At 71.4% G+C, this 24683-nt stretch carries 26 protein-coding genes; 10 read left to right on the top strand and 16 right to left on the bottom strand.

From position 1 onward, the window contains the following. Nucleotides 1–551 precede the first annotated feature (551 nt). A complete protein-coding gene (locus tag AC07GB_RS24400) occupies nt 552–1193 on the bottom strand; it encodes a DNA-3-methyladenine glycosylase (RefSeq protein ID WP_478848805.1) in 642 nt (213 codons plus the stop codon). 204 nt (nt 1194–1397) lie between these two features. On the opposite strand from AC07GB_RS24400, the gene AC07GB_RS24405 reads away from it, so the two are divergent. From AC07GB_RS24405 to AC07GB_RS24415, 3 genes are all read left to right on the top strand, one after another. Further along, on the top strand, nt 1398–2180 hold the full coding sequence (locus AC07GB_RS24405; protein WP_478848807.1) for a sporulation protein: 783 nt from the start codon (nt 1398–1400) through the stop codon (nt 2178–2180). 120 nt (nt 2181–2300) lie between these two features. Further along, the gene (locus tag AC07GB_RS24410) at nt 2301–2840 is read left to right on the top strand and encodes a YbhB/YbcL family Raf kinase inhibitor-like protein (RefSeq protein WP_478848809.1); all 540 of its coding nucleotides are present in this window, start codon (nt 2301–2303) and stop codon (nt 2838–2840) included. A gap of 155 nt (nt 2841–2995) precedes the next feature. Beyond that, on the top strand, nt 2996–3502 hold the full coding sequence (locus AC07GB_RS24415; RefSeq protein ID WP_478848811.1) for an HNH endonuclease: 507 nt from the start codon (nt 2996–2998) through the stop codon (nt 3500–3502). Between the two features lie 65 nt (nt 3503–3567). On the opposite strand, the gene AC07GB_RS24420 is transcribed toward AC07GB_RS24415, so the two are convergent. The 3 genes from AC07GB_RS24420 to AC07GB_RS24430 form a co-directional block, all read right to left on the bottom strand. Further along, on the bottom strand, nt 3568–4518 hold the full coding sequence (locus tag AC07GB_RS24420; protein WP_478848813.1) for an SPFH domain-containing protein: 951 nt from the start codon (nt 4516–4518) through the stop codon (nt 3568–3570). 147 nt (nt 4519–4665) lie between these two features. Continuing rightward, nucleotides 4666–5094 carry an NfeD family protein gene (locus tag AC07GB_RS24425; protein WP_478848815.1) on the bottom strand — a complete coding sequence of 143 codons (429 nt, stop codon included), beginning with the start codon at nt 5092–5094 and terminating at the stop codon, nt 4666–4668. A gap of 48 nt (nt 5095–5142) precedes the next feature. Continuing rightward, nucleotides 5143–5952, bottom strand: coding sequence for an ABC transporter ATP-binding protein (locus AC07GB_RS24430; protein WP_478848817.1), 810 nt, complete (start codon nt 5950–5952; stop codon nt 5143–5145). A 112-nt stretch (nt 5953–6064) separates the two neighbouring features. Between AC07GB_RS24430 and AC07GB_RS24435 the strand changes: the two genes are divergently transcribed. Then, the gene (locus AC07GB_RS24435) at nt 6065–6868 is read left to right on the top strand and encodes a hypothetical protein (protein WP_478848819.1); all 804 of its coding nucleotides are present in this window, start codon (nt 6065–6067) and stop codon (nt 6866–6868) included. A gap of 113 nt (nt 6869–6981) precedes the next feature. On the opposite strand, the gene AC07GB_RS24440 is transcribed toward AC07GB_RS24435, so the two are convergent. The 4 genes from AC07GB_RS24440 to AC07GB_RS24455 all read right to left on the bottom strand — a co-directional run bounded on the left by AC07GB_RS24440 (nt 6982) and on the right by AC07GB_RS24455 (nt 9588). Beyond that, nucleotides 6982–7224 carry a chaplin gene (locus AC07GB_RS24440; protein WP_478848821.1) on the bottom strand — a complete coding sequence of 81 codons (243 nt, stop codon included), beginning with the start codon at nt 7222–7224 and terminating at the stop codon, nt 6982–6984. Between the two features lie 109 nt (nt 7225–7333). Beyond that, entirely contained in the window at nt 7334–7579 is a 246-nt protein-coding gene (locus tag AC07GB_RS24445) for a chaplin (RefSeq protein ID WP_478848823.1), read from the bottom strand. 196 nt (nt 7580–7775) lie between these two features. After that, nucleotides 7776–8450 (bottom strand): response regulator, encoded by a 675-nt coding sequence (locus tag AC07GB_RS24450; protein ID WP_478848825.1) that lies wholly within the window; start codon nt 8448–8450, stop codon nt 7776–7778. Continuing rightward, nucleotides 8443–9588, bottom strand: coding sequence for a GAF domain-containing sensor histidine kinase (locus AC07GB_RS24455; protein WP_478848827.1), 1146 nt, complete (start codon nt 9586–9588; stop codon nt 8443–8445). Before AC07GB_RS24455 ends, AC07GB_RS24450 begins: the two co-directional genes overlap by 8 nt. Nucleotides 9589–9882: 294 nt before the next feature. On the opposite strand from AC07GB_RS24455, the gene AC07GB_RS24460 reads away from it, so the two are divergent. From AC07GB_RS24460 to AC07GB_RS24470, 3 genes are all read left to right on the top strand, one after another. Continuing rightward, nucleotides 9883–10584, top strand: coding sequence for an SDR family NAD(P)-dependent oxidoreductase (locus AC07GB_RS24460; protein ID WP_478848829.1), 702 nt, complete (start codon nt 9883–9885; stop codon nt 10582–10584). Next, nucleotides 10581–11624, top strand: a complete 1044-nt coding sequence (locus tag AC07GB_RS24465) for an S-adenosylmethionine:tRNA ribosyltransferase-isomerase (protein ID WP_478848831.1) — start codon at nt 10581–10583, stop codon at nt 11622–11624. The genes AC07GB_RS24460 and AC07GB_RS24465 overlap by 4 nt, the downstream gene beginning before the upstream one ends. A 332-nt stretch (nt 11625–11956) precedes the next feature. Further along, complete coding sequence (locus tag AC07GB_RS24470) at nt 11957–12646, top strand: transglycosylase SLT domain-containing protein (RefSeq protein ID WP_478848833.1); 690 nt, start codon at nt 11957–11959, stop codon at nt 12644–12646. Nucleotides 12647–12782: 136 nt separating this feature from the next. Here AC07GB_RS24470 and AC07GB_RS24475 read toward each other — a convergent pair whose 3' ends face one another. Continuing rightward, on the bottom strand, nt 12783–15428 hold the full coding sequence (locus AC07GB_RS24475) for an ABC transporter ATP-binding protein/permease (protein WP_478848835.1): 2646 nt from the start codon (nt 15426–15428) through the stop codon (nt 12783–12785). Nucleotides 15429–15735: 307 nt separating this feature from the next. On the opposite strand from AC07GB_RS24475, the gene AC07GB_RS24480 reads away from it, so the two are divergent. Further along, nucleotides 15736–17481, top strand: a complete 1746-nt coding sequence (locus AC07GB_RS24480) for a streptophobe family protein (protein ID WP_478848837.1) — start codon at nt 15736–15738, stop codon at nt 17479–17481. 314 nt (nt 17482–17795) lie between these two features. Beyond that, nucleotides 17796–19064 carry a phosphoserine phosphatase SerB gene (gene serB / locus AC07GB_RS24485; RefSeq protein WP_478848839.1) on the top strand — a complete coding sequence of 423 codons (1269 nt, stop codon included), beginning with the start codon at nt 17796–17798 and terminating at the stop codon, nt 19062–19064. 105 nt (nt 19065–19169) lie between these two features. Here serB and AC07GB_RS24490 read toward each other — a convergent pair whose 3' ends face one another. The 4 genes from AC07GB_RS24490 to AC07GB_RS24505 all read right to left on the bottom strand — a co-directional run bounded on the left by AC07GB_RS24490 (nt 19170) and on the right by AC07GB_RS24505 (nt 21813). Continuing rightward, on the bottom strand, nt 19170–19688 hold the full coding sequence (locus tag AC07GB_RS24490) for a SixA phosphatase family protein (RefSeq protein ID WP_478848841.1): 519 nt from the start codon (nt 19686–19688) through the stop codon (nt 19170–19172). 129 nt (nt 19689–19817) lie between these two features. Then, a complete protein-coding gene (locus AC07GB_RS24495) occupies nt 19818–20039 on the bottom strand; it encodes a hypothetical protein (protein ID WP_478848843.1) in 222 nt (73 codons plus the stop codon). 191 nt (nt 20040–20230) lie between these two features. Continuing rightward, nucleotides 20231–20347, bottom strand: coding sequence for an SGM_5486 family transporter-associated protein (locus AC07GB_RS24500; RefSeq protein ID WP_107450643.1), 117 nt, complete (start codon nt 20345–20347; stop codon nt 20231–20233). A gap of 68 nt (nt 20348–20415) precedes the next feature. Beyond that, nucleotides 20416–21813 carry a CynX/NimT family MFS transporter gene (locus AC07GB_RS24505; RefSeq protein ID WP_478848845.1) on the bottom strand — a complete coding sequence of 466 codons (1398 nt, stop codon included), beginning with the start codon at nt 21811–21813 and terminating at the stop codon, nt 20416–20418. Nucleotides 21814–21916: 103 nt separating this feature from the next. Here AC07GB_RS24505 and AC07GB_RS24510 point away from each other — a divergent pair, with 103 nt between their 5' ends. Continuing rightward, nucleotides 21917–22600, top strand: coding sequence for a FadR/GntR family transcriptional regulator (locus tag AC07GB_RS24510; RefSeq protein ID WP_478848847.1), 684 nt, complete (start codon nt 21917–21919; stop codon nt 22598–22600). Nucleotides 22601–22613: 13 nt separating this feature from the next. On the opposite strand, the gene AC07GB_RS24515 is transcribed toward AC07GB_RS24510, so the two are convergent. From AC07GB_RS24515 to fabG, 3 genes are all read right to left on the bottom strand, one after another. Then, nucleotides 22614–23027, bottom strand: a complete 414-nt coding sequence (locus AC07GB_RS24515; protein WP_478848849.1) for a hypothetical protein — start codon at nt 23025–23027, stop codon at nt 22614–22616. A 137-nt stretch (nt 23028–23164) separates the two neighbouring features. Further along, complete coding sequence (fabI, locus tag AC07GB_RS24520; protein WP_030684230.1) at nt 23165–23938, bottom strand: enoyl-ACP reductase FabI; 774 nt, start codon at nt 23936–23938, stop codon at nt 23165–23167. 5 nt (nt 23939–23943) lie between these two features. Continuing rightward, entirely contained in the window at nt 23944–24663 is a 720-nt protein-coding gene (fabG, locus tag AC07GB_RS24525; RefSeq protein ID WP_478848851.1) for a 3-oxoacyl-[acyl-carrier-protein] reductase, read from the bottom strand. Nucleotides 24664–24683: the final 20 nt, after the last annotated feature.

A 24683-nucleotide genomic window follows, 5' to 3' on the forward strand; every position in this document is an offset into this window, starting at 1 on the left:
ATGTGTACCCGTAATCGGGTGCAACACCACGAGAGCGGAACAACCAGGAGGAATAATCCCGGTCGTTCACAGCGTCCTCGCTGTGCGCCTCCCAAACTTGGAAGGACTTTTTCAAAGGAACCTCGCCACCGGACTGATGTCCAGTAGACGGGGTATCAACATATCTGGCGTTGACTTTTGGCACGCTGTTGAGTTCTCAAGGAACGGACGCTTCCTTTGTACTCACCCTCTCGGGCTTTCCTCCGGGCGCTTCCCTTCGGTATTTCGTGTTTCCAACCTTACCAGATCCGTTTTCCGTTCCGTTTCCGGTTCGGATTTCATTTCCGGTGGCCGTTGGAGGGCCTTTGCCTTTCGGCGTGGTCACTACTTTAGCGGATCCTCCCTGCGACTCATAATCGAGTCTGCGGATTCGAATTTCGGCATGCAGGCATGCGAAATACGGCCCCGCGGAGGGGAAGTCGTAGGTAGTGGTTGGCCGCTTCCGGCTGCAGGCTGATTGCCGTACCCGGGTCAAGCGGCTCGGGCTACATTACGGACCTGCCAACGCCACGTCAAGTTCGTCGACGACGGGGCGTATGGGCCCTATAAGGGCTCACCGTCGGGTCGTTGGCCTGCCAGAAGCGCCACGGGTGGACGCTGCCCTCCCCGCCGACTCCGGTTCGGGGACCGGTCTTGACCTGGTCGGGGTGGACGGGTGTCCCGGCGAGGACGCTGAGCGGTGCCTCGGGGCCCGCGCAGACGTCGGCGCCGTTGAGGGCGCGGTCCACGTCGAGGGCCGTGGCCAGGCGCGCGGGGCCTTTGGCCAGTTCCTTGTCGTTACGGGCCGAGAGTCGACGTTTGCGGGCCAGCTCGGCCCCCTCGATGATCTCTCCGGCACGCAGCAGCACTCCGCTCGCGGCGCCCTCTGGGCCGCACACGAAGTTGAGGCAGTGCCACATGCCGTAGGTGAAGTACACGTAAGCGTGCCCGGGCGGGCCGAACATCACGTCGTTGCGGGCGGTGCGGCCCCGGTAGGCGTGCGAACCGGGGTCCGCCTCCCCCGCGTACGCCTCGACCTCTGTCAGACGCAGCTCGATCGGGCCGTCCGGCGAGTTCCGCACGAGGACGCGGCCGACCAAATCGGCAGCGACCTCGAGGACGGGCCGGTCGAAGAAGTCTCTGGGCAAGGGCGTACGGTCAGGTCCCGCGATCATGCCGTACGAGCGTAGTGCACCGGGCGTGCGTGGGTACCGGGCAGAGGGTGGGCGGAGCCTGGCCGGGGGGTCTTCTCGCCGGCAAGGCGAGGGCGCCAGGGTGAGAGCGCGGAACCGCACACCCGCTGATCGCGTTGGTACGGATCGAAGTAGACGATCCATCGATCGAATCAAGCCACAGGCAGCGTCCTGGGGAGGAGAGTCATGGCGTTCAAGAAGCTCCTGGCGAGTCTGGGTGCCGGCGGCGCGTCCGTAGAGACGGTGCTGACCGAGGCCAACGTCGTACCGGGCGGTGTCGTCCAGGGCGAGGTGCGCATCCAGGGCGGCTCCGTGGATCAGCGGATCGAGGGTCTGGCCGTGGGGCTCCAGGCCCGGGTCGAGGTCGAGGGCAACGACCAGGAGTTCAAGCAGGACATCGAGTTCACCAAGCAGCGCCTCGGCGGGGCCTTCGAGCTGAAGGCGAACGCCGTGCACACGGTGCCGTTCGGCCTCGACATTCCCTGGGAGACGCCGGTCACCCACCTCGGCGGGCGCGAGCTGCACGGCATGAACATCGGGGTGAAGACGGAGCTGGCGATCGCCCGCGCCGTGGACTCCGGCGACCTGGACCCCATCCACGTCCACCCACTGCCCGCGCAACAGGCCATCCTGGACGCCTTCGGGCAGCTGGGCTTCCGCTTCAAGAGCGCCGACATGGAGAAGGGGCACATCCGCGGCACGCGCCAGAAGCTGCCGTTCTACCAGGAGATCGAGTTCTTCCCGCCGGAGCAGTACCGCGGGCTGAACCAGGTCGAGCTGAGCTTCGTCGCCGACGACCGCGAGATGGACGTCGTCCTGGAGATGGACAAGAAGCCCGGCCTGTTCAGCGAGGGCAGTGACTCCTACAAGGCGTTCAAGGTCGGTCTCCACGACTTCCAGGGCACGGACTGGGCCGCGTATCTGAACGCGTGGCTGTCCGAGGTCGGCAGCCGCCGCAACTGGTTCTAAGGCCTAGGCTCGTCGGCGCGGGCTGATCGTCGTGATCGTGGACGGTCGCCGCGCCGAAGAACCGTTGTCTGTACCGATCAGCCAGTATCGATCAGTCTGTACCGATCAGGAGGTGCCTACGTGGCCGAGGTCAACAGGCCGCCGCTGCCGCACGACTTCCACCCGCCCGTGCCGTCGTTCACGGTCGCGAGCGCGGACTTCGAGGCGGGCGCGACGCTGCCGGACGCCCAGGTGTACGCGGGTGGGAACACGTCGCCGCAGCTGCGATGGGAGGGGTTCCCGCCGGAGACGAAGAGCTTCGCCGTGACGTGCTTCGACCCGGACGCCCCCACGGGGAGCGGATTCTGGCACTGGGTCGTGTTCGACATCCCGGCCTCGGTGACCGAGCTGCCGGCCGGTGCGGGCAGCGGCAAGTTCGATGGCCTGCCCGAGGGCGCGGTCCAGGTGCGCAACGACTACGGGACGAAGGACTTCGGGGGCGCGGCCCCGCCGCCCGGTGACCCGGCGCACCGCTATGTGTTCACCGTGTACGCGGTCGACCAGGAGCAGCTGGGTCCTGACGCGGACGCCTCGCCCGCCGTGGTCGGCTTCAACCTGAGGTTCCACACGCTCGCGCGGGCGCACGTGGTCGCCGAGTACGCGGCGCTCGCGGAGGACTGACACCCGCCGACCGTTCATTGAACGTTTGCCCGCCCCTGGTCTTGGAAGTGATCAGGGGCGGGCATCTTTTATTGCGTTGTCCATCCCGGCGCGCCCGGCCAGAGTTGATCCAAGCCCGCCAGGCGGTGGGCCGGTGCACACGGGAGGTGGGCGAGATGCGAGACACGCTGGTCCTGAACGCGAGCTTCGAGCCGCTGTCGACAGTGACGCTGAACCGAGCCGTCGTACTGGTCCTCCAGGACAAGGCCGTCGTGGAGCACGCCCACCCCGGACTGCGGATGCGCGCCGCCGATGTGGACCTTCCGGTGCCGCGGGTGATCAGGCTCTGCCGTTATGTACGTGTGCCGTTCCGAAGACGCGCTCCGTGGTCACGGCGCGGTGTGCTGGTGCGCGACCGGCACCGGTGCGCGTACTGCGGCCGGCGTGCGACGACCGTGGACCACGTGGTGCCCCGGTCCCAGGGCGGCGCGGACAGCTGGCTGAACACGGTGGCGTCGTGCGCGCTCGACAACCACCGCAAAGCGGACCGCACGCCGGAGCAGGCGGGGATGCCGCTGCTCCAGCAGCCGTTCGAGCCGACGCCCGCGGACGCGATGCTGCTCACGCTCGGCCGTGAGGACCTGGCAGCACTTCCCGACTGGCTGGCACAGCCCGCCGCCTGACCGCCGGTACGACGTTGGGGCCGCACTCCTCGAGAGTGCGGCCCCAACGTCGTACCGTACGCGCGTCAGTCGATGGGCGGCTGTTCGCGGCGCTCCACGCCGCCCGGGGTCTTGGGGGCGGCGGGAGCGCCGCCGCCGGAGATCGGGCCGAAGTTGCCGAGCGCGCCGCCGAGGCCCTTGAGGGCGTCGCCGATCTCGCTGGGCACGATCCAGAGCTTGTTGGCGTCGCCTTCGGCGATCTTCGGGAGCATCTGGAGGTACTGGTAGGACAGCAGCTTCTGGTCGGGGTCGCCCGCGTGGATGGACTCGAAGACCGTGCGGATCGCCTGGGCCTCGCCCTCGGCGCGCAGGGCGGCGGCCCTGGCCTCGCCCTCGGCGCGCAGGATCGCGGACTGCTTCTCACCCTCGGCGCGCAGGATCTCCGACTGGCGGACACCCTCGGCCTGGAGGATCGCGGCGCGCTTGTCGCGGTCGGCGCGCATCTGCTTCTCCATCGAGTCCTGGATGGAGGTGGGCGGCTCGATGGCCTTCAGCTCGACGCGGTTGACGCGGATGCCCCACTTGCCGGTGGCCTCGTCGAGGACGCCGCGCAGCGCCGCGTTGATCTCCTCGCGGGAGGTGAGGGTCCGCTCCAGGTCCATGCCACCGATGATGTTGCGCAGGGTGGTGACGGTGAGCTGCTCGATCGCCTGGATGTAGCTCGCGACCTCGTACGTCGCGGCGCGGGCGTCGGTGACCTGGTAGTAGATGACCGTGTCGATGTTCACGACCAGGTTGTCCTGGGTGATCACCGGCTGCGGCGGGAAGGGCACGACCTGCTCGCGCAGGTCGATGCGGTTGCGGATGGAGTCGATGAACGGGACGACGATGTTCAGGCCCGCGTTCAGCGTGCGGGTGTAGCGGCCGAAGCGCTCCACGATGGCGGCGCTGGCCTGCGGGATGACCTGGATCGTCTTGATCAGGGCGATGAAGACCAGCACCACCAAGATGATCAGGACGATGATGATTGGTTCCATCGTGGTTCCCCACTACCCTTCGTGCTTCGGCGGTTCCGGAAGATCTTGGCGATCTGGCTGCGAGTCTTTCAGAACGCCGCCTGCCCCGTGGGGGGTTCCGATCCCCCGGCGGCGTCACTCGACGGCCTGACGGACGGCTTCGCGCCGTCACATGACGACGGCGGTCGCTCCGTCGATCTCGACGACGTCCACCTGCTGGCCCGTCTCGAAGGTCTGCTCGGTGTCGAGCGGACGCGCCGACCACACCTCACCGGCGAGCTTGATGCGTCCCCCGGAGGCGTCGACGCGCTCCAGGACGACCGCCGACCTGCCCTTCAAGGCGTCGATTCCGCTGGCCAGTTCGGGCCGTTGGGAGCGGTGCCGGGCCGCGATGGGCCGTACGACCGCGATCAGGGCGACGGAGACGGCGACGAAGACGATGGTCTGCGCCACCGCTCCGCCGCCGACGGCCGCGGTCGCCGCGGCGGCCACGGCCCCGACGGCGAGCATGCCGAACTCCGGCATCGCGGTCACTACCAGCGGGATTCCCAGGCCGACCGCGCCGATCAGCCACCACACCCATGCGTCGATGTCCACATAATCATGGTAGGGCCGCGACTCCCGTTACGGACAGGGCGTACAAGGTCAGCTGAGCGGCAGGCCCTGCGCGGTCCAGCGGTCGCCCCGCTGCTCGACGACCAGCGGCAGGCCGAAGCAGAGGGAGAGGTTGCGCGAGGTCAGCTCCAGCTCCAGGGGTCCCGCGGCGAGGACCTTGCCCTGGCGGATCATCAGGACGTGCGTGAAGCCCGGGGCGATCTCCTCGACGTGGTGCGTGACCATGATCATCGAGGGGGCGATGGGGTCGCGGGCGAGCCGGCCGAGGCGGCGCACGAGGTCCTCGCGGCCGCCGAGGTCCAGGCCCGCGGCGGGCTCGTCGAGGAGCAGCAGCTCGGGGTCGGTCATCAGGGCGCGGGCGATCAGGGTGCGCTTGCGCTCGCCCTCGGAGAGGGTGCCGAACTTACGGTCCAGGTAGTCGCTCATGCCGAGGCGGTCGAGGAAGGCGCGGGCGCGCTGCTCGTCGATGTCCTCGTAGTCCTCGCGCCAGCCCGCCGTCATGCCGTACGCGGCGGTGAGGACGGTCTGCAGGACGGTCTGGCCCTTCGGCAGCTTGTCGGCCATGGCCATGCCCGCCATGCCGATGCGCGGGCGCAGCTCGAACACGTCGACCTTGCCGAGCTGTTCGCCGAGGACGGTGGCGGTGCCCTTGCTCGGGAAGAGGTAGCTGGACGCGACGTTGAGGAGGGTGGTCTTGCCCGCCCCGTTCGGGCCGAGGATGACCCAGCGCTCCCCCTCCTTGACCGACCAGGAGACCTGGTCCACCAGAGCCCGGCCCTCTCGGACCACGGATACGTCCTTAAGCTCCAGTACTTCGCTCATGAGCGCGGTCTCTCCCATTGCAGTCTCGGCTGTCGCGGCGTCCGTGGACTCGGTTGGACGCAGCCCCCGGATAAAACCTACGCCACTGGCCGACCGTTCCCGTGCTGAGGCCGGTCCTTAGGCTGTGTGCATGCTCTCGGAACCACGCTCAGGACGCTTGGCCGCATGGGGAAACGCCCTTTTGGCCGGACTTGTTTCACCGGACGACGCGGTGCACGCGATCGTGGGTGACGACGCGGTGCACCGCGTCGAGGGGCTGCCCGGGGAGCCGGCGCCCGTCGGTCTGACGCTCGCGCTCGGGCGGCTGCGGGGCCTCGGGGTGACCGGGCTCCGGGTGGCGCTGCCCGTGCCGGGGCACCCGCTGGGGCTGAGCGGGCCGCCCGCCTTCAACGAGCGTGCGCTGGAGGCCGAGGAGGCCGTCGTCGCGTCCGGCGCCGTGTACGGTCTCGTGCCCGAGGTGTACGAGGCCGGCCCCGAGGACGCCACGGCCGTCGAGGACGTACATGTGGAGGTCGTGTGGCACTGCCTGCCGGTGCGGGACGCGCCGCCCGCCGACGTGCCCTCGCTCGGCGAGGCGGAGCGGGAGCTGGCGGAGGCGATGCGGGAGGCCACGCGGGTGCTCTCGCGGCTCGACGTGGCGGCGTCGGGCCCGCTCGCCGAGGCGGCGCTCGACGCCTACCGGGCGCGGGCGGAGCGGGGGCGCGAGCTGCTCGCGCCCGGGTATCCGCCGCGCGCGGTGCGGGTGTTGGAGCTGGCCCAGCGCGTGGGGCTGCTGGTGTCGATGGCGTACGACCACGGCCACGGCGGGGCCGTGAGCGCCTCGGAGATGGCCGCCCGGGCGGGAGCCCTCCAGCCGGTGGAGCGCACGGCCCGGCGGGCGCAGGTCGCCGCGTACAACTCGTACGTCGAGGTGCTTGAGGGCGGGCGGGGGTAGCTCGGGTTTTTGGTGGGCGGGTCGGCGGGCGGACGCGCGGAGCGGACGCGCGGAGCGGACGCGGGGGACCCCGCGGACCAGGGGTCCGCGGGGTCCTGTGCCCGTGTCGCGCGTCAGTGGTTCGCCGTCTGGTTGCCGAAGGCGGGGTTGAGGATGCCGACCACGTTCGCGCTGTTGCCCGTGGCGTTCACCGGGATGTGCACCGGGGCCTGCACGAAGTTGCCGGAGCCGACGCCCGGGGAGTTCTTGGCGTTGCCGTCGGCGTGGGCGTCGGTCGCGGACGCGGCTCCGGCGGAGGCGCCCGCGGCGAGACCGGCGACGGCTACGGCGAAGGCGGCCTTCTTGGCGATGCTCATGTGGTGTGTTCCTTCTGGTGGCGCTGGTTGCGGGGCCCCGGCCGTGCGGCCGGGGCCGTGCTGGGCGACGCGACGCGCGCGGCCTGGGGGGTGGGCCGCGCGCGGTCGGTCAGACGTTCTCGCAGACGTTCCCGAAGGTGGGGTTCAGGATGCCGACGACGCTGACGCTGTTGCCGCAGGCGTTCACCGGGATGTGCACCGGGGCCTGGACGAGGTTCCCGGAGACGACGCCCGGGGAGTTCTTGGCCACGCCGTCGGCGTCGGCGCCGCCGTGGGCGGAGGCCATACCGGCACCGGCGACCAGCAGGCCACCCGCCATCATCGTGATGGCCGCGGCCTTCTTCACGTTCTTCACTGCTGAAACCCTCCTAGCGGAAGCTGCGGCTGAGGCGCCGCAGCACGCACTGGAGAACGGCCGCGCACCGCGGGGGATGCGCCATCCGGGGGACATCCACACGACGGTATGAATCTCAGCCCGGAACGCGACGGTCCGTACTGACCGCCCCCGGTGTGCGCCCCGGGCGCTCACCGCCCGGGCGCGCCAACGGGAATCAGCCGGTCACGCCGTGGCGCACGGCCCAGAGGGCGGCCTGGGTGCGGTCGGCGAGGTCGAGCTTCATCAGGATGTTCGACACGTGCGTCTTGACGGTCTTCTCGGAGAGGACGAGGGCGCGGGCGATCTCGCGGTTCGAGCGGCCGTCGGCGATCAGGCCGAGCACCTCGCGCTCCCGCTCGGTCAGGGAGCCGCCCCTGCCCTGCGAGTGGTTGGCCTCCTCCTGGGACAGCAGGGCGCCGGCCACCTCGGGCTGGAGCAGGACGTGCCCGGCGTGCACGGAGCGGATGGCTCCGGCGAGGGCGTCGGGGTCCACGTCCTTGTACACATAGCCGGCGGCGCCCGCGCGCAGGGCGGGCACGACCGTGCGCTGCTCGGTGAAGCTGGTGACGATGAGCACGCGCGCGGGGTTGGCCAGCTCGCGCAGCTTGCGCAGGGCGTCGACGCCGTCCATGCCGGGCATCTTGACGTCCATCAGGACGACGTCCGGCCTCAGCTCCTCGGCGCGGGCGACGCCTTCGGCGCCGTCCGAGGCCTCGCCGACGACCTCGATGTCGTCCTGGATCTCCAGGAACGTCCGCAGGCCGCGGCGCACCACTTGGTGGTCGTCGACCAGGAGCACCCGGATCCGCCCTGTGACCGGGGCGGGCACCGCCCCTTCGTTCTCAGCCACCGGGAACCTCCATCTCGATCGTCGTGCCCTTGCCGGGCTCCGATTCCACGGTCAGCCGTCCGCCGACCCCGCCGGCCCGGTCCCGCATGGAGACCAGGCCCAAGTGCCGCCCGGCGCGACGCGTCGCGCGCGGGTCGAATCCCCTGCCGTCGTCCGTGACGCGCAACACCGCGCCCGTGCCGTGCCGCTCCAGGGCGACGCTCACGCGGTCGGCGTCGGCGTGCCGCAGCGCGTTGTGCAGGGCCTCCTGGGCGACGCGGAGCATGGCTTCCTCCTGGGCCGCGGGCAGGGCGCGCACGCCGGTGCTCCCGAAGGTGACCGTGGCCGAGTGGGCGCGGTCCAGGACCTGGATGTGCGTGCGCAGCGTGGCGACCAGGCCGTCCTCGTCGAGGGCGGCGGGGCGCAGCTCCACGACCGCCGCGCGCAGCTCGTCGGCCGCCTCGGCCGCGAGCGCGGCCACCTGCTGTAGCTCGCCCTTGGCGCGGGCCGGGTCCCGGTCGACGAGGGCGGCGGCGGCCTGGGCGGTCAGGCGCAGCGAGAACAGCTTCTGGCTGACGGCGTCGTGCAGCTCGTGCGCGAGGCGGGAGCGCTCCTCGGCGATGGTCAGCTCGCGGCTGCGCTCGTACAGGCGGGCGTTGGTGAGGGCGATGGCCGCGTGCTGGGCGAGGATCGAGAGCAGTTCCTCGTCGTCCTCATCGAAGCCGCAGCCGCCGGCGGGCTTCGAGCAGTTCTTGTTGGCGAGGAAGAGGGCGCCGAGCGTCTCGTCGCCGTGCCGGATGGGCAGGCCGAGGAAGTCGGACATGTCCGGGTGGGCGGCCGGCCAGCCCTCGAAGCGGGGGTCCTCGCGGACGTCGGCGAGCCGCTCCGGCTCGGCCTTCTGGAGCATCGCGGCGAGGATGCCGTGCTGGCGCGGGAGGGGGCCGATGGCCTTCCACTGCTCGTCGGTGACGCCGTCGACCACGAACTGGGCGAAGCCGCCGTGGTCGTCGGGGACGCCGAGTGCGGCGTACTCCGCGGAGAGCAGCTCGCGGGCCGAGACGACGATCGTCTTGAGGACGTCGCGCACCTCCAGCTGACTGCTCATGGCGAGCAGGGCCGAGCTGACCGCGTACAGCCCGGACCGGGGACCTTGACTCATGCGCCAACCGTACCGGCGGGGTGTGACAGGGCGTATCCGACCTGTGGCGGCAGGGAGCTAGGGCGCTGGGACTAGGTCGTGGGGCCCTCGATCCTCTGTCTTAGGACGGCCCGGCGCCGTAGGACGAAGGGACCCGGAGCGCTGGGCCCGGCGTCCGAGGCGCCGGGGCGCGGTCCGTTCCTACGGTGAGGTCACCGGGCGCCGCGCGGCGCCTGGGCGGGTCGAGTACATCGTCGGAACAAGTCGAGTACGTCGACGGAACAAGCGGAGCAAACAGCATAAAGGGGATGGGTCATGCCGGTTGCGATCATCACGGGGGCTTCGAAGGGACTGGGGCGGGCGCTCGCGGCGGCGCTCGCGGAGCGCGGCTGGGACCTGGTCCTGGACGCGCGTACGGACGCGGTGCTCCAGGAGGCCGCGCGGGATCTCGGCGGCCGTGGCGGGCGCGTGCGCGCCGTTTCAGGGGACGTCACGGACGCCGGGCACCGCGCCGCCCTGGTGGCGGCGGCACGCGCCTTCGGCGGCCTGGATCTGCTGGTGAACAACGCGAGCGTGCTGGGCGCCGCGCCGCTGGTGCGCCTGGAGGAGCACACGCTGGACGGCCTGCGACAGGCCCTGGAGACGAACGTGGTGGCCGCGCTGGGGCTCGTCCAGAAGGCGCTGCCGCTGCTGCGTGCCTCGCGCGCGGGCGGCGCGGTGGTCAACCTCAGCTCGGACGCGGCCGTGGAGGCGTACGCGACCTGGGGCGGGTACGGGGCGTCGAAGGCGGCGCTCGACCAGCTGACGGCGGTGCTCGCGGAGGAGGAGCGGGGGCTGCGGGTGTGGGCCGTCGACCCGGGTGACATGCGTACCGACCTGTATCAGGCGGCGGTGCCGGTCGACGACGCCTCGGGGCGGCCGCTGCCGGAGACGGTCGTGCCCGCGTTCCTGCGGCTGCTCGACGAGCGTCCGGCCAGCGGGCGGTACGCGGCCCCCGCGCTCCTCGTGACGTCATGACGGTCGTGGTGCGGGTGCCCGAGGGCCTCGACGCGGCGCTGCCGGTGGAGCAGCGGGGCCGTGGCCTTCGCCGGGACGCGGTGCGGCTGCTCGTGTCGCGGGGCGGCGCGGTGTCGCACCACGCCTTCAGGGAGCTGCCGGAGCTGCTGCGGGCCGGTGACGTGCTGGTCGTGAACACCTCACCGACGCTGCCCGCGGCGGTCGACGGGCGGATGGGCCACGCGCGCGTAGTGGTGCATTTCTCGACGCTCGGGCCGGACGGGCGGTGGGCCGTGGAGCTGCGGGAGCCCGACGGAAGGGGCACCACGCGCCCGCGTGCGGGTGGGCCCGAGGGTGCAGTGGTCACGCTCCCCGGAGACGTGCCCCTCGTATATGAGGAGCCGCTGAGCGCGGACAGCGGGCGGCTCTGGTGGGTGCGGGTGCCGGTGGACGTGCCGCGGCTGCTGCGTCGCCACGGGCGGCCCATTCGTTACTCCTATACGGAGCGGGACCAGCCGTTGTCCGTGTATCAGACGGTGTTCGCGGTGCCGTCGGCCGATGGCACGGGGAGCGCGGAGATGCCGAGCGCGGCGCGGCCGTTCACCGCGCGCCTGGTGGCGCGGCTCGTGAGCCGGGGCGTGCAGTTCGCGCCGATCCGGCTGCACACGGGGGTGGCGTCGCCGGAGGCGCACGAGCCGCCGTACCCGGAGCGGTTCGAGGTGTCGGAGCCGTCGGCGCGCTTGATCGAGGTGGCGCGGGCGGGTGGGCGCAGGGTGATCGCGGTGGGAACGACGGCCGTGCGGGCCGTGGAGTCGGCGGCCGGCCCCGGCGGGACGGTGCGGGCGGCGGCGGGGCGTACCGATCTGGTGGTGACGCCGGAGCGGGGCGTGCGGGTCGTGGACGGGCTCCTCACGGGGCTGCACGAGCCGGAGGCCTCGCATCTGCTGATGCTGGAGGCGGTGGCGGGCCGGGCGGCGGTGGAGCGGGGTTATGCCGAGGCGGTACGCCGTCTCTACCTCTGGCACGAGTTCGGCGACGTCCATGTCCTCCTACGGGAGTAGTTTGCTCACGCAGAGCATTGCTCCAGCAACTCCTGGTGAGACTGTTACGTGCCCGATGTGAGCCCGCGCATAGGACGCACATCACGTACGAAGTCCCTTAGTGGAGAGCAGGGCTCAGTAAACGGGGGCTAAACACGGGCATCGGCGGCCACGCTCGACCCCCCGGTCCACTATCGCGGATCGTATGTCACTCCTTTGCCACCGAATTTTGCGCCCGCTAAGAATTGCTCCCGTCGCTCAGCGCCGCGGTCCTCGCACCGCGGCGTTCTGCCGGAAGCAACCGTCCCCGCCGGCGCCCGAGCGGCCTCCCGATACGAAGAGGTCCACTCCGCATGTCCAAGCACGTCCCCTCTGGTCATAGTCGCTCGACCCTGACCAAGGCCCAGAAGTTCTCGATCGCCGGTGTCGCCACGCTCGGTGCCGCCGCCCTCGCCTTCTCCATCGTGCCGGGCAGCTCCCAGACCGAGGCGACGCGGACCGAGGCCCTCGGCGCCCACGCCGCCACCTGGTCCGTCCCCGCCAAGACGCAGCAGGCCGTGCACGCGAGCGTCAGCAAGCAGCACGCCAACGCCGACAAGCAGGCCAAGGACGCCGCCGCGAAGAAGAAGGCCGAGGACGAGGCCGCGGCGAAGAAGAAGGTCGAGGAGGACCGCAAGGCGAAGGAGACCGCGAGCCGCGCGGCCGCGCGCAAGCCGGTCTACGCCAACAACCTCGACGGCTGGATCCGCCAGTCCCTCGACATCATGAAGTCCAAGGGCATCCCCGGCTCGTACGAGGGCCTGCACCGCAACATCATGCGCGAGTCCACGGGCAACCCGAACGCCATCAACGGCTGGGACATCAACGCCCAGAAGGGCACCCCGTCGATCGGCCTGCTCCAGGTCATCCAGCCGACGTTCAGCGCGTACCACGTCGACGGCACCTCGACGAACATCTACGACCCGGTCGCCAACATCACCGCCGCCGCCAACTACGCGGCCCACCGGTACGGCTCGATCGACAACGTCAACGGCGCCTACTGAGCCGCACCTCAAGGACCGGACCTCCCCCGAGGCCGAGCCGGCAGACGCCGAAGGGCGGCACCCCGCGTGGGGTGCCGCCCTTCTTCGTGTGTCCGCTCCGCGTGACTCCGCACGAGACGTGTCCGCGCGAGCGGGTCTACTTGCGCATGACCTCCGGCTCGTGGCGGCGCAGGAAGCGGGCCACGAGGAAGCCGCAGAGCGCGCCGAGGGCGAGCAGCGCGGCCATGTCCATGACGTAGGCACCGCCCTCGTGGTCCCACAGCGGGTCGGTGCTGCCCGGGTCGTCCGGGTTGGGGCTGATCCTGTTGAAGTCCAGCGTGCTGCCGGCGGCGGCCACCGCCCAGCGCGACGGCATCAGGTACGAGAACTCGTTGACGCCGACCGTGCCGTGCAGGATGAACAGGCAGCCGGTGAACACGACCTGGATGATCGCGAACATGACCAGCAGCGGCATGGTCTTCTCCGCGGTCTTCACCAGGGCGGAGATGATCAGGCCGAACATCATCGAGGTGAAACCCAGGCCCATGATCGGCAGGGAGAGTTCGAGCAGCACCTGGCTGCCGAGGACCAGGCCCTTGTCCGGGATCTCCCGGGTGGAGAAGCCGATCGCGCCGACCAGGGCGCCCTGGAGGACGGTGATCATGCCCAGGACGATGACCTTGGACATCAGGTACGCGGAGCGCGACAGGCCGGTCGCGCGCTCGCGTTCGTAGATCACCCGCTCCTTGATCAGCTCACGGACGGAGTTCGCGGCGCCCGCGAAACAGGCGCCGACCGCGAGGATCAGGAGCACCGTCGTGGCCGTGCCGTTCGGGATGATCTTGCCGGTCTTCGGGTTCACGACCGGCAGCAGACCCTTGTCCGGGTCGATGAGCAGGCTGACCGCGCCGAGCACCGCGGGCAGGATCAGCATCAGCGCCATGAAGCCCTTGTCGGACGCGATGACCGACACATAGCGGCGGATCAGGGTGATCAGCTGTGAGCCCCAGCCCTGCGGCTTGGGCGGCTTGATCGCCTGCGGCGGCGGCATGTGTACGGACTGCGCGGCGACGGCGTCGATGTCCGCGGCGTACATCTGGTAGTGCTGCGAGCCCTTCCAGCGGCCCGCCCAGTCGTAGTCGCGGTAGTTCTCGAAGGCGGAGAAGACGTCGGCCCAGGTGTCGTAGCCGAAGAAGTTCAGGGCCTCCTCGGGCGGGCCGAAGTACGCCACCGAGCCGCCCGGCGCCATCACCAGGAGCTTGTCGCACAGGGCCAGCTCGGCCACGGAGTGCGTGACGACGAGGACGGTGCGGCCGTCGTCGGCGAGCCCGCGCAGGAGCTGCATGACGTCGCGGTCCATGCCCGGGTCGAGGCCCGACGTGGGCTCGTCCAGGAAGATCAGCGACGGCTTGGTGAGCAGCTCCAGGGCGACCGAGACGCGCTTGCGCTGGCCGCCGGAGAGGGAGGTGACCTTCTTGTCCTTGTGGATGTCGAGCTTCAGCTCGCGCAGGACCTCGCCTATGCGCTGCTGGCGCTCCTGCTCGCTGGTGTCGGCGGGGAAGCGGAGCTTGGCCGCGTACTTGAGCGCCTTGTTGACGGTCAGCTCCTTGTGCAGGATGTCGTCCTGCGGGACCAGACCGATGCGCTGCCGCAGCTCGGCGAACTGCTTGTACAGGTTCCGGTTGTCGTAGAGGACGTCGCCCTGGTTGGCGGGCCGGTAGCCGGTCAGCGCCTTGAGCAGGGTGGACTTGCCGGAGCCCGACGGGCCGATGACCGCGATCAGCGACTTCTCCGGGACGCCGAAGGAGACGTCCTTGAGGATCTGCTTGCCGCCGTCGACCGTGACGGTCAGGTGGCGCGCGGAGAAGGAGACGTCTCCGGTGTCGACGAACTCCTCGAGACGGTCCCCCACCAGGCGGAACGTGGAGTGGCCGACGCCGACGATGTCGTTCGGGCCGATGAGGACCGTGGACGACTTCGCGATCGGCATGCCGTTGACGTACGTGCCGTTGTGCGAGCCGAGGTCGCGCAGCTCGAAGCGGCCGTCGGGCGTCGAGGTGAACTCGGCGTGGTGCCGCGAGACCTGGAGGTCGGAGACCACCAGCTCGTTCTCCAGGGCGCGACCGATGCGCATCTTTCGGCCAAGCGAGAACTGGTGGTACGTGGTCGGGCTGCGGTCGCCGTAGACCGGCGGGGCCCCCGCCGCGCCACCGGGTCCCACGCCCGCGCCCGGGCCCTGCTGCGGTGGCACCTGCGCGTGCTGCTGTTGCGGCGGCGCCTGGTGCTGCGGTGCTTGCTGCCAGGCCTGCTGCTGCGGCATCTGCTGCTGGTGCTGCTGATACTGCGGTGCCTGGTGCTGCGGCTGCGCCGCCCAGCCCGGGGCCTCCTGATGCCCGAGTCCTGCCTGGCCAGGGGCCTGCTGCGGCGGCGCGTGCGCGGCCTGCTGCGGGGCGTTGTGCGCCTGCTGCTGCGCGCCCGGCGCGGACATGGCAGCGGCGGCGGCGCCGGGCGCGCCGCCGGTGAGGACGAGCTGCGGCCCGTCCGTCGCGTTGCCCAGGTGGACGGCCGACCCGGGGCCGATTTCCATCTGGTGGATCCGCTGCCCCTGCACGAAGGTGCCGTTGGTGGAGCCGTGGTCCTCGATGACCCAGCTCCGGCCGCCCCAGCTGATCGTCGCGTGCCGCCAGGAGACCCTGGCGTCGTCGAGCGCGATGTCACCCTGCGGATCGCGTCCGAGGGTGTAGGTCCGGGACGAATCAAGCGTCCAGGACCTGCCATTCAATTCCAGTACGAGTTCCGGCACTCCATGCCCCACTGAGTTGTCCCCCGAGTTGCCCCCATCATGGGGAGTCTAGGGATGTCGAACATCGGGAGGAACTATTTCAGGCGGAGGCCTCTGACCGAAAGTCGGGCCTTGTGAAGACTGCGTACGGGCCACTATGACTGCCCCGTTGACGGGGCAGATATCGCCTCGGAAAGTGGTAAGGGCTCTCAGCGAGTACGGATAGCGAGCATGCCGCACATATCGGCCATGTCACTCATGTCGTCGATATCGCCCGTGCCGTGCGTCCGCGCGCCGAGAGCGACGCGCGGCGACCTCGGGGGGTCTGATGGTGAGCGGCGGGTACGAGGGCGGGCGGCGGAGCGTGCCCTGGGGGGACGTGCTGCTCTCCGCGATCGCGGCGGTCAGCTGGGCGTTGATCGGCATGGCGGGGACGGCGGCCCTTGGTCTGCACCTGCTCGGCGCGGACGCGGCGGGCTCGCTCGGGCCGATGACGGCGGCGGCGATCGCCCTGGGCGTCGGCGGGTCCATCACCCCATCCGGTGATGTGTCGGCCTTCGGCCTCAAGGGTGCCGAGGCGACCACGGCCATTGACGTCGCGCCCCTGGGTGTGGGTCTTGCCGGTGCGGTCCTGCTCTCCTACTTCTTTTTACGTTCCTTGCGCGGCGCGGGAGTTGTGATCTCGCCCGCCGAACTCGCGGCGCGCGCGGGAGCGGTGATCACTCTCTTCGTCGCCATGCTCGGCGGGCTCGCCTGGGCCGGTCACGACGTCATCACGATCGACGGCGAACAGCTGGGCATCGACAAAGGAATTGACAAGGGAATCGACAAAGGTCTCGACAACCTTCCCGGAGGCATCGGCGACCGGATTCCCGACGGCCTCAAGGACATCGGCGGCATCGGGGACATCAGCGGGCTCTTCCCGGACCGCCTGCGCGACCTCGTCGAGGCCGAGGCCGCGGTCGGCTTCACGGTCGACACCGGCGCCACGTTGCTCGGTGGCGCGATCTGGACGGTCGCGGTGCTGCTCATCGCGCTGCTCGCGTCCCGCAGGACGCCGCTGCCGCCCGGCTTCGGCGCCGTCCACCGGGTGCTGCGGCCCGCGGCGTCCGCCCTGGTCGCGGTCGTCCTGACGGCCGTCGTCGCGGGGCTCGCGGCGGCGGCGTACGCGGCGATCGGCGACGACCACCCGAAGCGGGTCGTGGGCGGCGCGCTCCTCGGCACCCCCAACGGCGTCTTCCTCGGCCTGCCCGTCGGCCTCTTCGTCCCCTACGACGGCGAGGCCTCGGGCCCCCTGACGCGCTTCCTGCCGGACCCGGTGGACGATCTGCTGCGCGACTCCGACAAGCCCCTGACGCTGGGGCGGCTCGCCGAACTCGACGGGCGGGTGTGGCTCCTGGGGGTCGCGACCGTGATGATGATGCTGTTCGCGGGGGTGCTCACGGCGGTACGCAGTCCGCTGGCGCGGGCCTCGGGGCGCCCGGGGGGCCTGGCCGGGTTCGTCGCGCGCTGCGCGCTGACGCTCGGGGCGGTCACGGCGGTGGCCCTCCCGCTGATGGCGTGGCTGACCGGGGTGTCCGCGGACGCCTCCTTGTCCGTCCTCGGCTTCGACGCGTTCGGGGCCGGGCTCGAACTGCACGGGAACCTGACGCTCGCCGCGCTCCTCGGTGCGGCCTGGGGGGCGGGGGCCGGGGCCGTCGGGGCGCTGCTCGCGCGGGCCACCGGGGCGGCGGGGGGCCGGGTGGCACCGCTGGCGTCGGGTCCGGAGGCCCCACCGACCCCGTCGGCCCCGGACGGCGCGGGGCCCTATCGGCAGAGCACGCCGTACCGGCCGCCCCGGGCGGAGACGAATCCGTACTTGCAGGTGGGGGGTGGAGGGCCTGCCCCTGGGGCGGGTGGGCCACCGCCCGGCAGCGGACCGCCGCCCGGCAGCGGGGCGCCGACCGTCGCGAGCCCTGTGCCACCGCCGCCGGACGGGGCGAAGCGGGGGCAGCGGGGGGCGCGGCAGTGGCCCGCGCCGCCGCCTCCCCCACCGCCGCCACCGCCACCGCCACCCCCGAAGCGGAGGCCCTGACCCCACGCCGCGCTCCGCGCAGCCGGGGTGGTCCCACCTCTCCGCCCTCAAAATTTCGACACGGCTCCTGCGGGGCTTCGGGAGCGGGAAGCACCCGCGCCAGCGGCGGCGCCACCCACCGAGCCACAGCACCCCGGGGCAACCGAGCAGCCCGCGCGACAGCGACGTCACCTCCGCCGAGCCGGGGAGTGACAGCAAGACGGGCACCGGGCGAGCACGGTGGGGCCGGGGGATGAACAAGGGGGCGAGGGGATGTCCGGCAGCCGGACACCCCCGTCACCCGGCCCGCGCCGCCAGCTACCGTGGGGCTCACCATGAGTGCCTCCACGCCCCCCGCGCCCCCCGGCGCCGCCGCGCCGCCCGGCACGCCCTCGCCGGCAGGCGCCAACGCTGTTCTCCCCACGCTGCTCGTCAAGATCTTCGGTAAGGACCGCCCAGGCATCACCGCCGGCCTCTTCGACACGCTCGCGGCGTACTCCGTGGACGTCGTCGACATCGAGCAGGTCGTGACCCGGGGCCGGATAGTGCTCTGCGCGCTGGTCACCGAGCCTCCGCGCGGCCTCGAAGGGGATCTGCGGGCCACCGTCCACTCGTGGGCGGACTCCATGAACCTCCAGGCCGAGATCATCTCGGGCCGGGGCGACAACCGCCCGCGCGGCCTCGGCCGCTCGCACGTGACGGTGCTCGGCCACCCCCTCACGGCCGAGTCGACCGCCGCGATCGCCGCCAGCATCACGGCGACCGGGGGGAACATCGACCGCATCTTCCGGCTCGCCAAGTACCCCGTCACAGCGGTGGAGTTCGCGGTGTCCGGCACGGAGACCGAGCCGCTGCGCACGGCGCTCGCGCTGGAGGCCGCGGCGCTCGGCGTCGATGTCGCGGTCGTCGCCGCGGGCCTGCACCGGCGCGCGCAGCGCCTGGTCGTGATGGACGTCGACTCGACGCTGATCCAGGACGAGGTGATCGAGCTGTTCGCCGCGCACGCGGGCTGCGAGCAGGAGGTCGCGGAGGTGACGGCGGCCGCGATGCGCGGCGAGCTGGACTTCGAACAGTCGCTGCACGCGCGCGTCGCCCTCCTCGAAGGGCTCGACGCCTCGGTGGTGGACAAGGTCCGCTCGGAGGTGCGGCTCACCCCCGGCGCGCGCACGCTCATCCGCACCCTCAAGAGCCTCGGCTACCAGGTCGGCGTGGTCTCCGGCGGCTTCACCCAGGTCACCGACGACCTGAAGGAACGACTCGGCCTGGACTTCGCCCACGCCAACACCCTGGAGATCGTCGACGGCAGGCTCACCGGCAAGGTGACCGGCGAGGTCGTGGACCGCGCGGGCAAGGCCCGACTGCTGCGCCGCTTCGCCGACGAGGCGGGCGTCCCGCTGGAGCAGACCGTCGCGATCGGCGACGGGGCGAACGACCTCGACATGCTCAACGCCGCCGGTCTCGGCGTCGCGTTCAACGCCAAGCCGATGGTCCGCGAAGCCGCCCATACGGCCGTCAACGTGCCGTTCCTCGACACCGTCCTGTATCTCCTCGGCGTCACCCGCGAAGAGGTCGAGGCCGCGGACATGCACCTGGACCACGCCTAGGCACGAGCGGTTCACCGGCGCGGAGCCCCGCGTGGCCGGTAAGGATCGGGCCCGGCACCCCAGGGGTGCCGGGCCTTCGCATGGGTCGACGGTCGTGCCGAGCCGCTACGCCGACGGCGCCCAGTAGTCCACCAGGGTCGCCGTGCCGGGCTCCAGGCCCTTCCACGAGCCGGTGTACGTCAGGGTGGCGAACGCCGACGTCGGGAAGCCGCGGCGGTTCATCCGGACCTGGGCGTCGCCCTCGGCCTCCCCCGCGAGGACGTCGGCGAGGCCGTGGACGCCGGGGTTGTGGCCGATGAGGATCAGGTCGCGCACGTCGTCCGGGGTCTCGTTGAGCACGGCGATCAGCTCGCCGGGGGAGGCTTCATAGATCCGGTCCTCGTACACCGTCCGGGGACGCTGCGGGAGTTCCTGGACGGCGAGCTTCCAGGTCTCGCGGGTCCTGACGGCGGTCGAGCACAGGGCCAGGTCGAAGGCGATTCCGGTCTCTGCGAGTTTGCGGCCGGCCACGGGGGCGTCCTTGCGTCCGCGCTCGGCGAGCGGGCGCTCGTGGTCGGACACCTGGGGCCAGTCGGCCTTCGCGTGCCGGAAAAGGACAATCCTGCGGGGTTCTGCGACGCTCATGCGTCCCAGCTTCGCATGAAACACGCCATCGGGCGCAGGGAGTTGGCGGGCTCCCCCGGCTGGGGTGACAGGGCGCTCGACCCGTGTCTCCTGGGGTGACTCGCCCCTCTGCGACCAGGCACGAACGCCTTACGGGAGGGTCGCGAGGACGGCCTTGACGCGCTCGAAGAGGTGGGTGACGACGGGCTCGCCGCTCGCCGCGTGCGCGTCCGCCGGGTTCAGTATCAGCAGGAGCAGGGCGGCGAAGGCGACCGCGGGCAGGGCGATGGCCCACCACGGGAGCTGGATCTCGACGGCGGCCGGCTCAGCCCGCTCCGCCGGGTCGCGTCGGGTGTGCGCACGGACCGACATGCCGCCTCCAAGAACGATCGAGTGCTTCATGCCGCGTCTTCGCGGCCACATCTCGAAGGTACGGAGTTCCGGCCTCTGGGCCCATCAGGTGATCCACCCAGTTAACCCTGACACTGGCCCCCTAGGGGATGGTGGGGCTAGCACCACCATCCCGCGTGGGAGGGCTGGTTCGCCGACGATCCGGCAGGGCCTCAGGGCGAGGCGACGGACGCGATGATCCCGATGACGACGGTGATGGCCAGCATCGCGCCGAGCACGATGAGGAGCTTCTTCTGGCCGTTCTGGGGGTTCGGGTCGAGCACTGGCATGCCGCAAGTCTCCCACCCCGGGCCGGTGGGCCCGCCTCCGGGGCCCCGGGGCCGGGCGGGCCGCCCGCTCAGGCCGCCGCCTTCGCGGCCACCTCGTCCTCGATCGTGCGGTCGCGGCCCGCAAGGAAGCCGACAGCGATCTGCGGCACCATCAGGCCCGCCATGAGGGCGAGGGGCAGGCCCCAGCCCCCGCTGTGCTGGTAGAGCACGCCCACCAGGAGCGGGCCGGGAATCGAGATCAGATAGCCGGTGCTCTGCGCGAAGGCGGAGAGCTTGGCCACGCCCGCGCTGCTCTTGGCGCGCATGCCGACCATGGTGAGCGCGAGCGGGAAGGCGCAGTTGGAGATGCCGCACAGCAGCGCCCACGCCCAGGCACCGCCCGCCGGGGCGAGGTACAGGCCCGCGTATCCGGCGAGACCGCAGGCGCCCAGGAAGATCACGACGGGGCCCTGGTGGGGCAGCCGGGTCGCCACGCGCGGGATCACGAAGGCGAGCGGTACGCCCATGGCCATCGTGACGGCGAGCAGCACCCCGGCCTCGCTCGCGGGTACGCCCGCGTCCCGGAAGATCTGCGGCAGCCAGCCCATGGTGATGTACGCGGCGGTGGCCTGGAGCCCGAAGAAGCAGGCGAGGGCCCATGCCGTACGGCTGTGGGTGATGCGCAGCGCGTCGTCCTCGCGGCGGACGGCGGCCGGGACCCGCTCGGGGGCGGCCGCCCCGGCGCCGCGTTCGCGCACCAGCGGCAGCCACGGCACGACGGCGACGACCGCGAGCGACGCCCACACGGCGAGCCCGGTGCGCCAGCTGCCGCCGAGCGCGTCGGTCAGCGGCACGGTGACGGCGGCGGCCAGGGAGGTGCCGAGCGCGAGGGCCATGGAGTACAGGCCGGTCATCGAGCCGACGCGGTCGGGGAACCAGCGCTTGACGATGACGGGCATCAGGACGTTGCTCACGGCGATGCCCATGAGGGCGAACGCGGTGGCGGCCAGGAAGCCGGCGGTGCCGCCGATGAAGGGGCGGACCAGCAGGCCGGTGGCTATCGCCACCATGCCCGCGCACACCACGGCGCCGGAGCCGAAGCGGCGGGCCAGGCGCGGGGCCTGGCTGCCGAAGAGCGCGAAGCACAGCGGCGGCACGGAGGTGAGGAGGCCGGCGAGGGTGCCGCTCATGCCGAGCCCGTCCCGCACCTCTTCGAGGAGCGCGCCGAGGCTGGTGATGGCGGGCCGGAGGTTGAGGGCCGCGAGGACGATGCCGACGATGACCAGTCGCGTGGCCCACGCGCGCGTGGCGGTCGTTCCGCCCGGCTCGACCGGCGCGTTCGCGGCGCCGCGCGCCGCTCCGCCGCCCTTCGCTCCCGCAGGGCCCTCCGGTGCGGCTTTCTGCCGCACGGCGGCCCCGGCCGGGCTCGGTGGTGTCATCGTCCCGCGTGTCGTATCCGCTTCCTCACTGACCATGAGAGCCATCATAGAATCATGGGATGATTGGCTGTCCAGTTTTCAACGGGCCCGCCGCTCTCGCGAGGTCCGCCGGGCCCGCCAGCATCGCCGCCGACGTCGCCGAAGGAAGCACATGCCGCTGACCACACCGCGCCGCTCAGCACTGTCCGAGCAGGTCATCGCCGCCCTGCGCAATCAGATCTCGTCGGGCGAGTGGCCGGTCGGCTCGCGCATCCCCACCGAGCCCGAGCTGGTCGAGCAGCTGGGCGTGGCCAGGAACACGGTCCGTGAGGCCGTGCGCGCTCTCGCCCACAACGGCCTGCTCGACATCCGGCAGGGCTCGGGCACGTACGTGGTGGCGACCAGCGAGCTGGCGGGCGTGATGCAGCGCAGGTTCGCCGACGCCAACCCGCGCCACATCGCGGAACTGCGCGCCACGCTGGAGTCGAGCGGCGCGCAGCTCGCCGCCGCGCGGCGCACGGAGCGGGACCTCACGCAGCTGGACAGCCTGCTGGCGCGCCGCGAGGAGGCCTGGGCGTCGGGCGACGCCGAGGCGTTCGTGACGGCCGACGCGTCCCTGCACATGGCGGTGGTGGCCGCGTCCCACAACGACGTCCTGATCGCCCTGTACGCGGACCTGGGCGAGGTGCTGCGGGACTGGCTGCGCGAGGACGTCGGCGAGGAGCTGACCCCGGCGGCGTACATGGACCACGGCCGCCTGGTGGAGGCGATCCGCGCGCGGGACGCGGACGCGGCAGCCGCCGAGGCGGCCAGCTACCCCTACCAGTGCCACCCGGAGCGGCTCGGCGCCGACTGAGCGCCCCCGGTCCTCAGCGCTGGTGGCTGATCCACACCGAGCGGACCTCTTTCCAGCAGCGGCCGGTGAGCCGCACCGTCCTGGCGGGCCCGGCCGCGACCGGACGGCTGTCGCTGTCGATGTCCCACCACCGGTCGCACTCGATGTGCAGCCGAAGGCGGTCGGTGTCGGGGTACGGGTTGTGGCAGTACGCGACGACGTGGGAGCCGACGACGTTGCTGCGGCACTCCGCGCCGAAGGGCCGGTCCGCCGCGGCCGGGCGCGAGGGCGGGGCGGGAGCCGCGCTCGCCGCGCTTGCCGCGCCTGCCGCGCCTGCCGCGCCTTCGACGGGGTCTGCGCGCTGCGCGGACGCGTGGGACACGACGTCGTACGGCAGGGTGATCAGGAGGGCGAGGGCGGCGAGCGCCGCACCGGGTGACCAGCGCACACTCCAGGGTGCCCGGCCCTGCCCCACCCCCGCCCGGCCGGCGGGGCCGAACGGGCGATGCCCCGCCCCCGCGCACTGCGGGAACGGGGCATCGAAAACGCCAAGGCGTCAGGCGTCACGGCGTCAAACGGGCAGTGTCAGGCACCCATCATGTGCACGCCGCCGTCGACGTGGATGATCTCGCCCGTGGTCTTCGGGAAGAAGTCCGAGAGCAGGGCGACGATGCCGCGGCCCGCGGGCTCGGGGTCGGCCATGTCCCACTGGAGCGGGGAGCGGCTGTCCCAGACCTTGGCCAGCTCGCCGAAGCCCGGGATGGACTTGGCGGCCATGGAACCGATGGGGCCGGCCGAGACGAGGTTGCAGCGGATGTTCCGCGGGCCCAGGTCACGCGCCAGGTAGCGGTTGGTGGCCTCTAGGGCGGCCTTGGCCGGGCCCATCCAGTCGTACTGCGGCCAGGCGAACTGCGCGTCGAAGGTCAGGCCGACGACCGCGCCGCCCTCCTCCTCCGGCATCAGCGGCAGCAGGGCCATGGTCAGCGACTTCAGGGAGAACGCCGAGACGTGCATGGCCGTGGCCACCGACTCGAACGGCGTGTTCAGGAAGTTGCCGCCGAGCGCGTCCTGCGGGGCGAAGCCGATGGAGTGGACGACGCCGTCAAGGCCGCCCAGCTCCTCGCGGACCACGCCCTCCAGGCGGCCGAGGTGCTCCTCGTTGGTGACGTCCAGCTCGATGACCTTGGCGGGCTTGGGCAGCTTCTTGGCGATGCGCTCGGTGAGCGTGGGCCGCGGGAAGGCGGTCAGGATGACCTCGGCGCCCTGCTCCTGCGCGACCTTGGCAGCGTGGAAGGCGATGGAGGACTCCATCAGCACACCCGTGATCAGGATGCGCTTGCCGTCGAGAATTCCGCTCATGGTGATCAGTGACCCATGCCCAATCCGCCGTCAACGGGGATGACGGCTCCAGTGATGTACGAGGCGTCGTCCGAGGTGAGGAACCGCACCGTGGCGGCGATCTCCTCGGGCTGCGCGTATCGGCCGAGCGGCACCTGCGCCACGATGCCCGAGCGCTGCTCGTCCGTGAGCGCCTGGGTCATGTCGGTGTCGACAAAACCGGGCGCGACGACGTTGAAGGTGATGTTGCGTGACCCCAGCTCACGGGCGAGCGAGCGCGCGAAGCCGACCAGGCCCGCCTTCGACGCGGCGTAGTTCGCCTGGCCCGCCGAGCCGTACAGGCCGACGACGGAGGAGATGAGGACGACGCGGCCCTTCTTGGCGCGCAGCATGCCGCGGTTGGCCCGCTTCACGACGCGGAAGGTGCCGGTGAGGTTGGTGTCGAGGACGGACGTGAAGTCGTCCTCGGACATGCGCATCAGAAGCTGGTCCTTGGTGATGCCCGCGTTCGCGACGAGGACCTCGACCGGGCCGTGCTTCTCCTCGATCTCCTTGTAGGCCTGCTCCACCTGTTCGGCGTCGGTGATGTCGCACTTGACGGCGAGCACACCGGCCGCGGTGAGGTCCTTGGGCGGCTCACCCGAGCGGTAGGTGATCGCCACCTTGTCGCCGGCGTCGGCGTACGCGCGGGCGATGGCGAGGCCGATGCCCCGGTTTCCTCCGGTGACGAGAACCGAGCGGCTCAAGGGATCACCCTTCTCCTTGA

Source organism: Streptomyces sp. NPDC045778, from assembly GCF_056431945.1.

Coding starts and splice junctions, on each gene's coding strand:
- AC07GB_RS24430 (WP_478848817.1), bottom strand. CDS start 5,952: ATGGGAGAGACCGCGCTCATGAGCGAAGTACTGGAGCTTAAGGACGTA.
- AC07GB_RS24480 (WP_478848837.1), top strand. CDS start 15,736: ATGGTGAGCGGCGGGTACGAGGGCGGGCGGCGGAGCGTGCCCTGGGGG.
- AC07GB_RS24400 (WP_478848805.1), bottom strand. CDS start 1,193: ATGATCGCGGGACCTGACCGTACGCCCTTGCCCAGAGACTTCTTCGAC.
- AC07GB_RS24510 (WP_478848847.1), top strand. CDS start 21,917: ATGCCGCTGACCACACCGCGCCGCTCAGCACTGTCCGAGCAGGTCATC.
- AC07GB_RS24505 (WP_478848845.1), bottom strand. CDS start 21,813: ATGATGGCTCTCATGGTCAGTGAGGAAGCGGATACGACACGCGGGACG.
- AC07GB_RS24495 (WP_478848843.1), bottom strand. CDS start 20,039: ATGTCGGTCCGTGCGCACACCCGACGCGACCCGGCGGAGCGGGCTGAG.
- AC07GB_RS24405 (WP_478848807.1), top strand. CDS start 1,398: ATGGCGTTCAAGAAGCTCCTGGCGAGTCTGGGTGCCGGCGGCGCGTCC.
- AC07GB_RS24490 (WP_478848841.1), bottom strand. CDS start 19,688: ATGAGCGTCGCAGAACCCCGCAGGATTGTCCTTTTCCGGCACGCGAAG.
- serB (WP_478848839.1), top strand. CDS start 17,796: ATGAGTGCCTCCACGCCCCCCGCGCCCCCCGGCGCCGCCGCGCCGCCC.
- AC07GB_RS24465 (WP_478848831.1), top strand. CDS start 10,581: ATGACGGTCGTGGTGCGGGTGCCCGAGGGCCTCGACGCGGCGCTGCCG.
- AC07GB_RS24455 (WP_478848827.1), bottom strand. CDS start 9,588: ATGAGTCAAGGTCCCCGGTCCGGGCTGTACGCGGTCAGCTCGGCCCTG.
- AC07GB_RS24500 (WP_107450643.1), bottom strand. CDS start 20,347: ATGCCAGTGCTCGACCCGAACCCCCAGAACGGCCAGAAGAAGCTCCTC.
- fabI (WP_030684230.1), bottom strand. CDS start 23,938: ATGAGCGGAATTCTCGACGGCAAGCGCATCCTGATCACGGGTGTGCTG.
- AC07GB_RS24460 (WP_478848829.1), top strand. CDS start 9,883: ATGCCGGTTGCGATCATCACGGGGGCTTCGAAGGGACTGGGGCGGGCG.
- AC07GB_RS24415 (WP_478848811.1), top strand. CDS start 2,996: ATGCGAGACACGCTGGTCCTGAACGCGAGCTTCGAGCCGCTGTCGACA.
- AC07GB_RS24435 (WP_478848819.1), top strand. CDS start 6,065: ATGCTCTCGGAACCACGCTCAGGACGCTTGGCCGCATGGGGAAACGCC.
- AC07GB_RS24470 (WP_478848833.1), top strand. CDS start 11,957: ATGTCCAAGCACGTCCCCTCTGGTCATAGTCGCTCGACCCTGACCAAG.
- AC07GB_RS24420 (WP_478848813.1), bottom strand. CDS start 4,518: ATGGAACCAATCATCATCGTCCTGATCATCTTGGTGGTGCTGGTCTTC.
- AC07GB_RS24440 (WP_478848821.1), bottom strand. CDS start 7,224: ATGAGCATCGCCAAGAAGGCCGCCTTCGCCGTAGCCGTCGCCGGTCTC.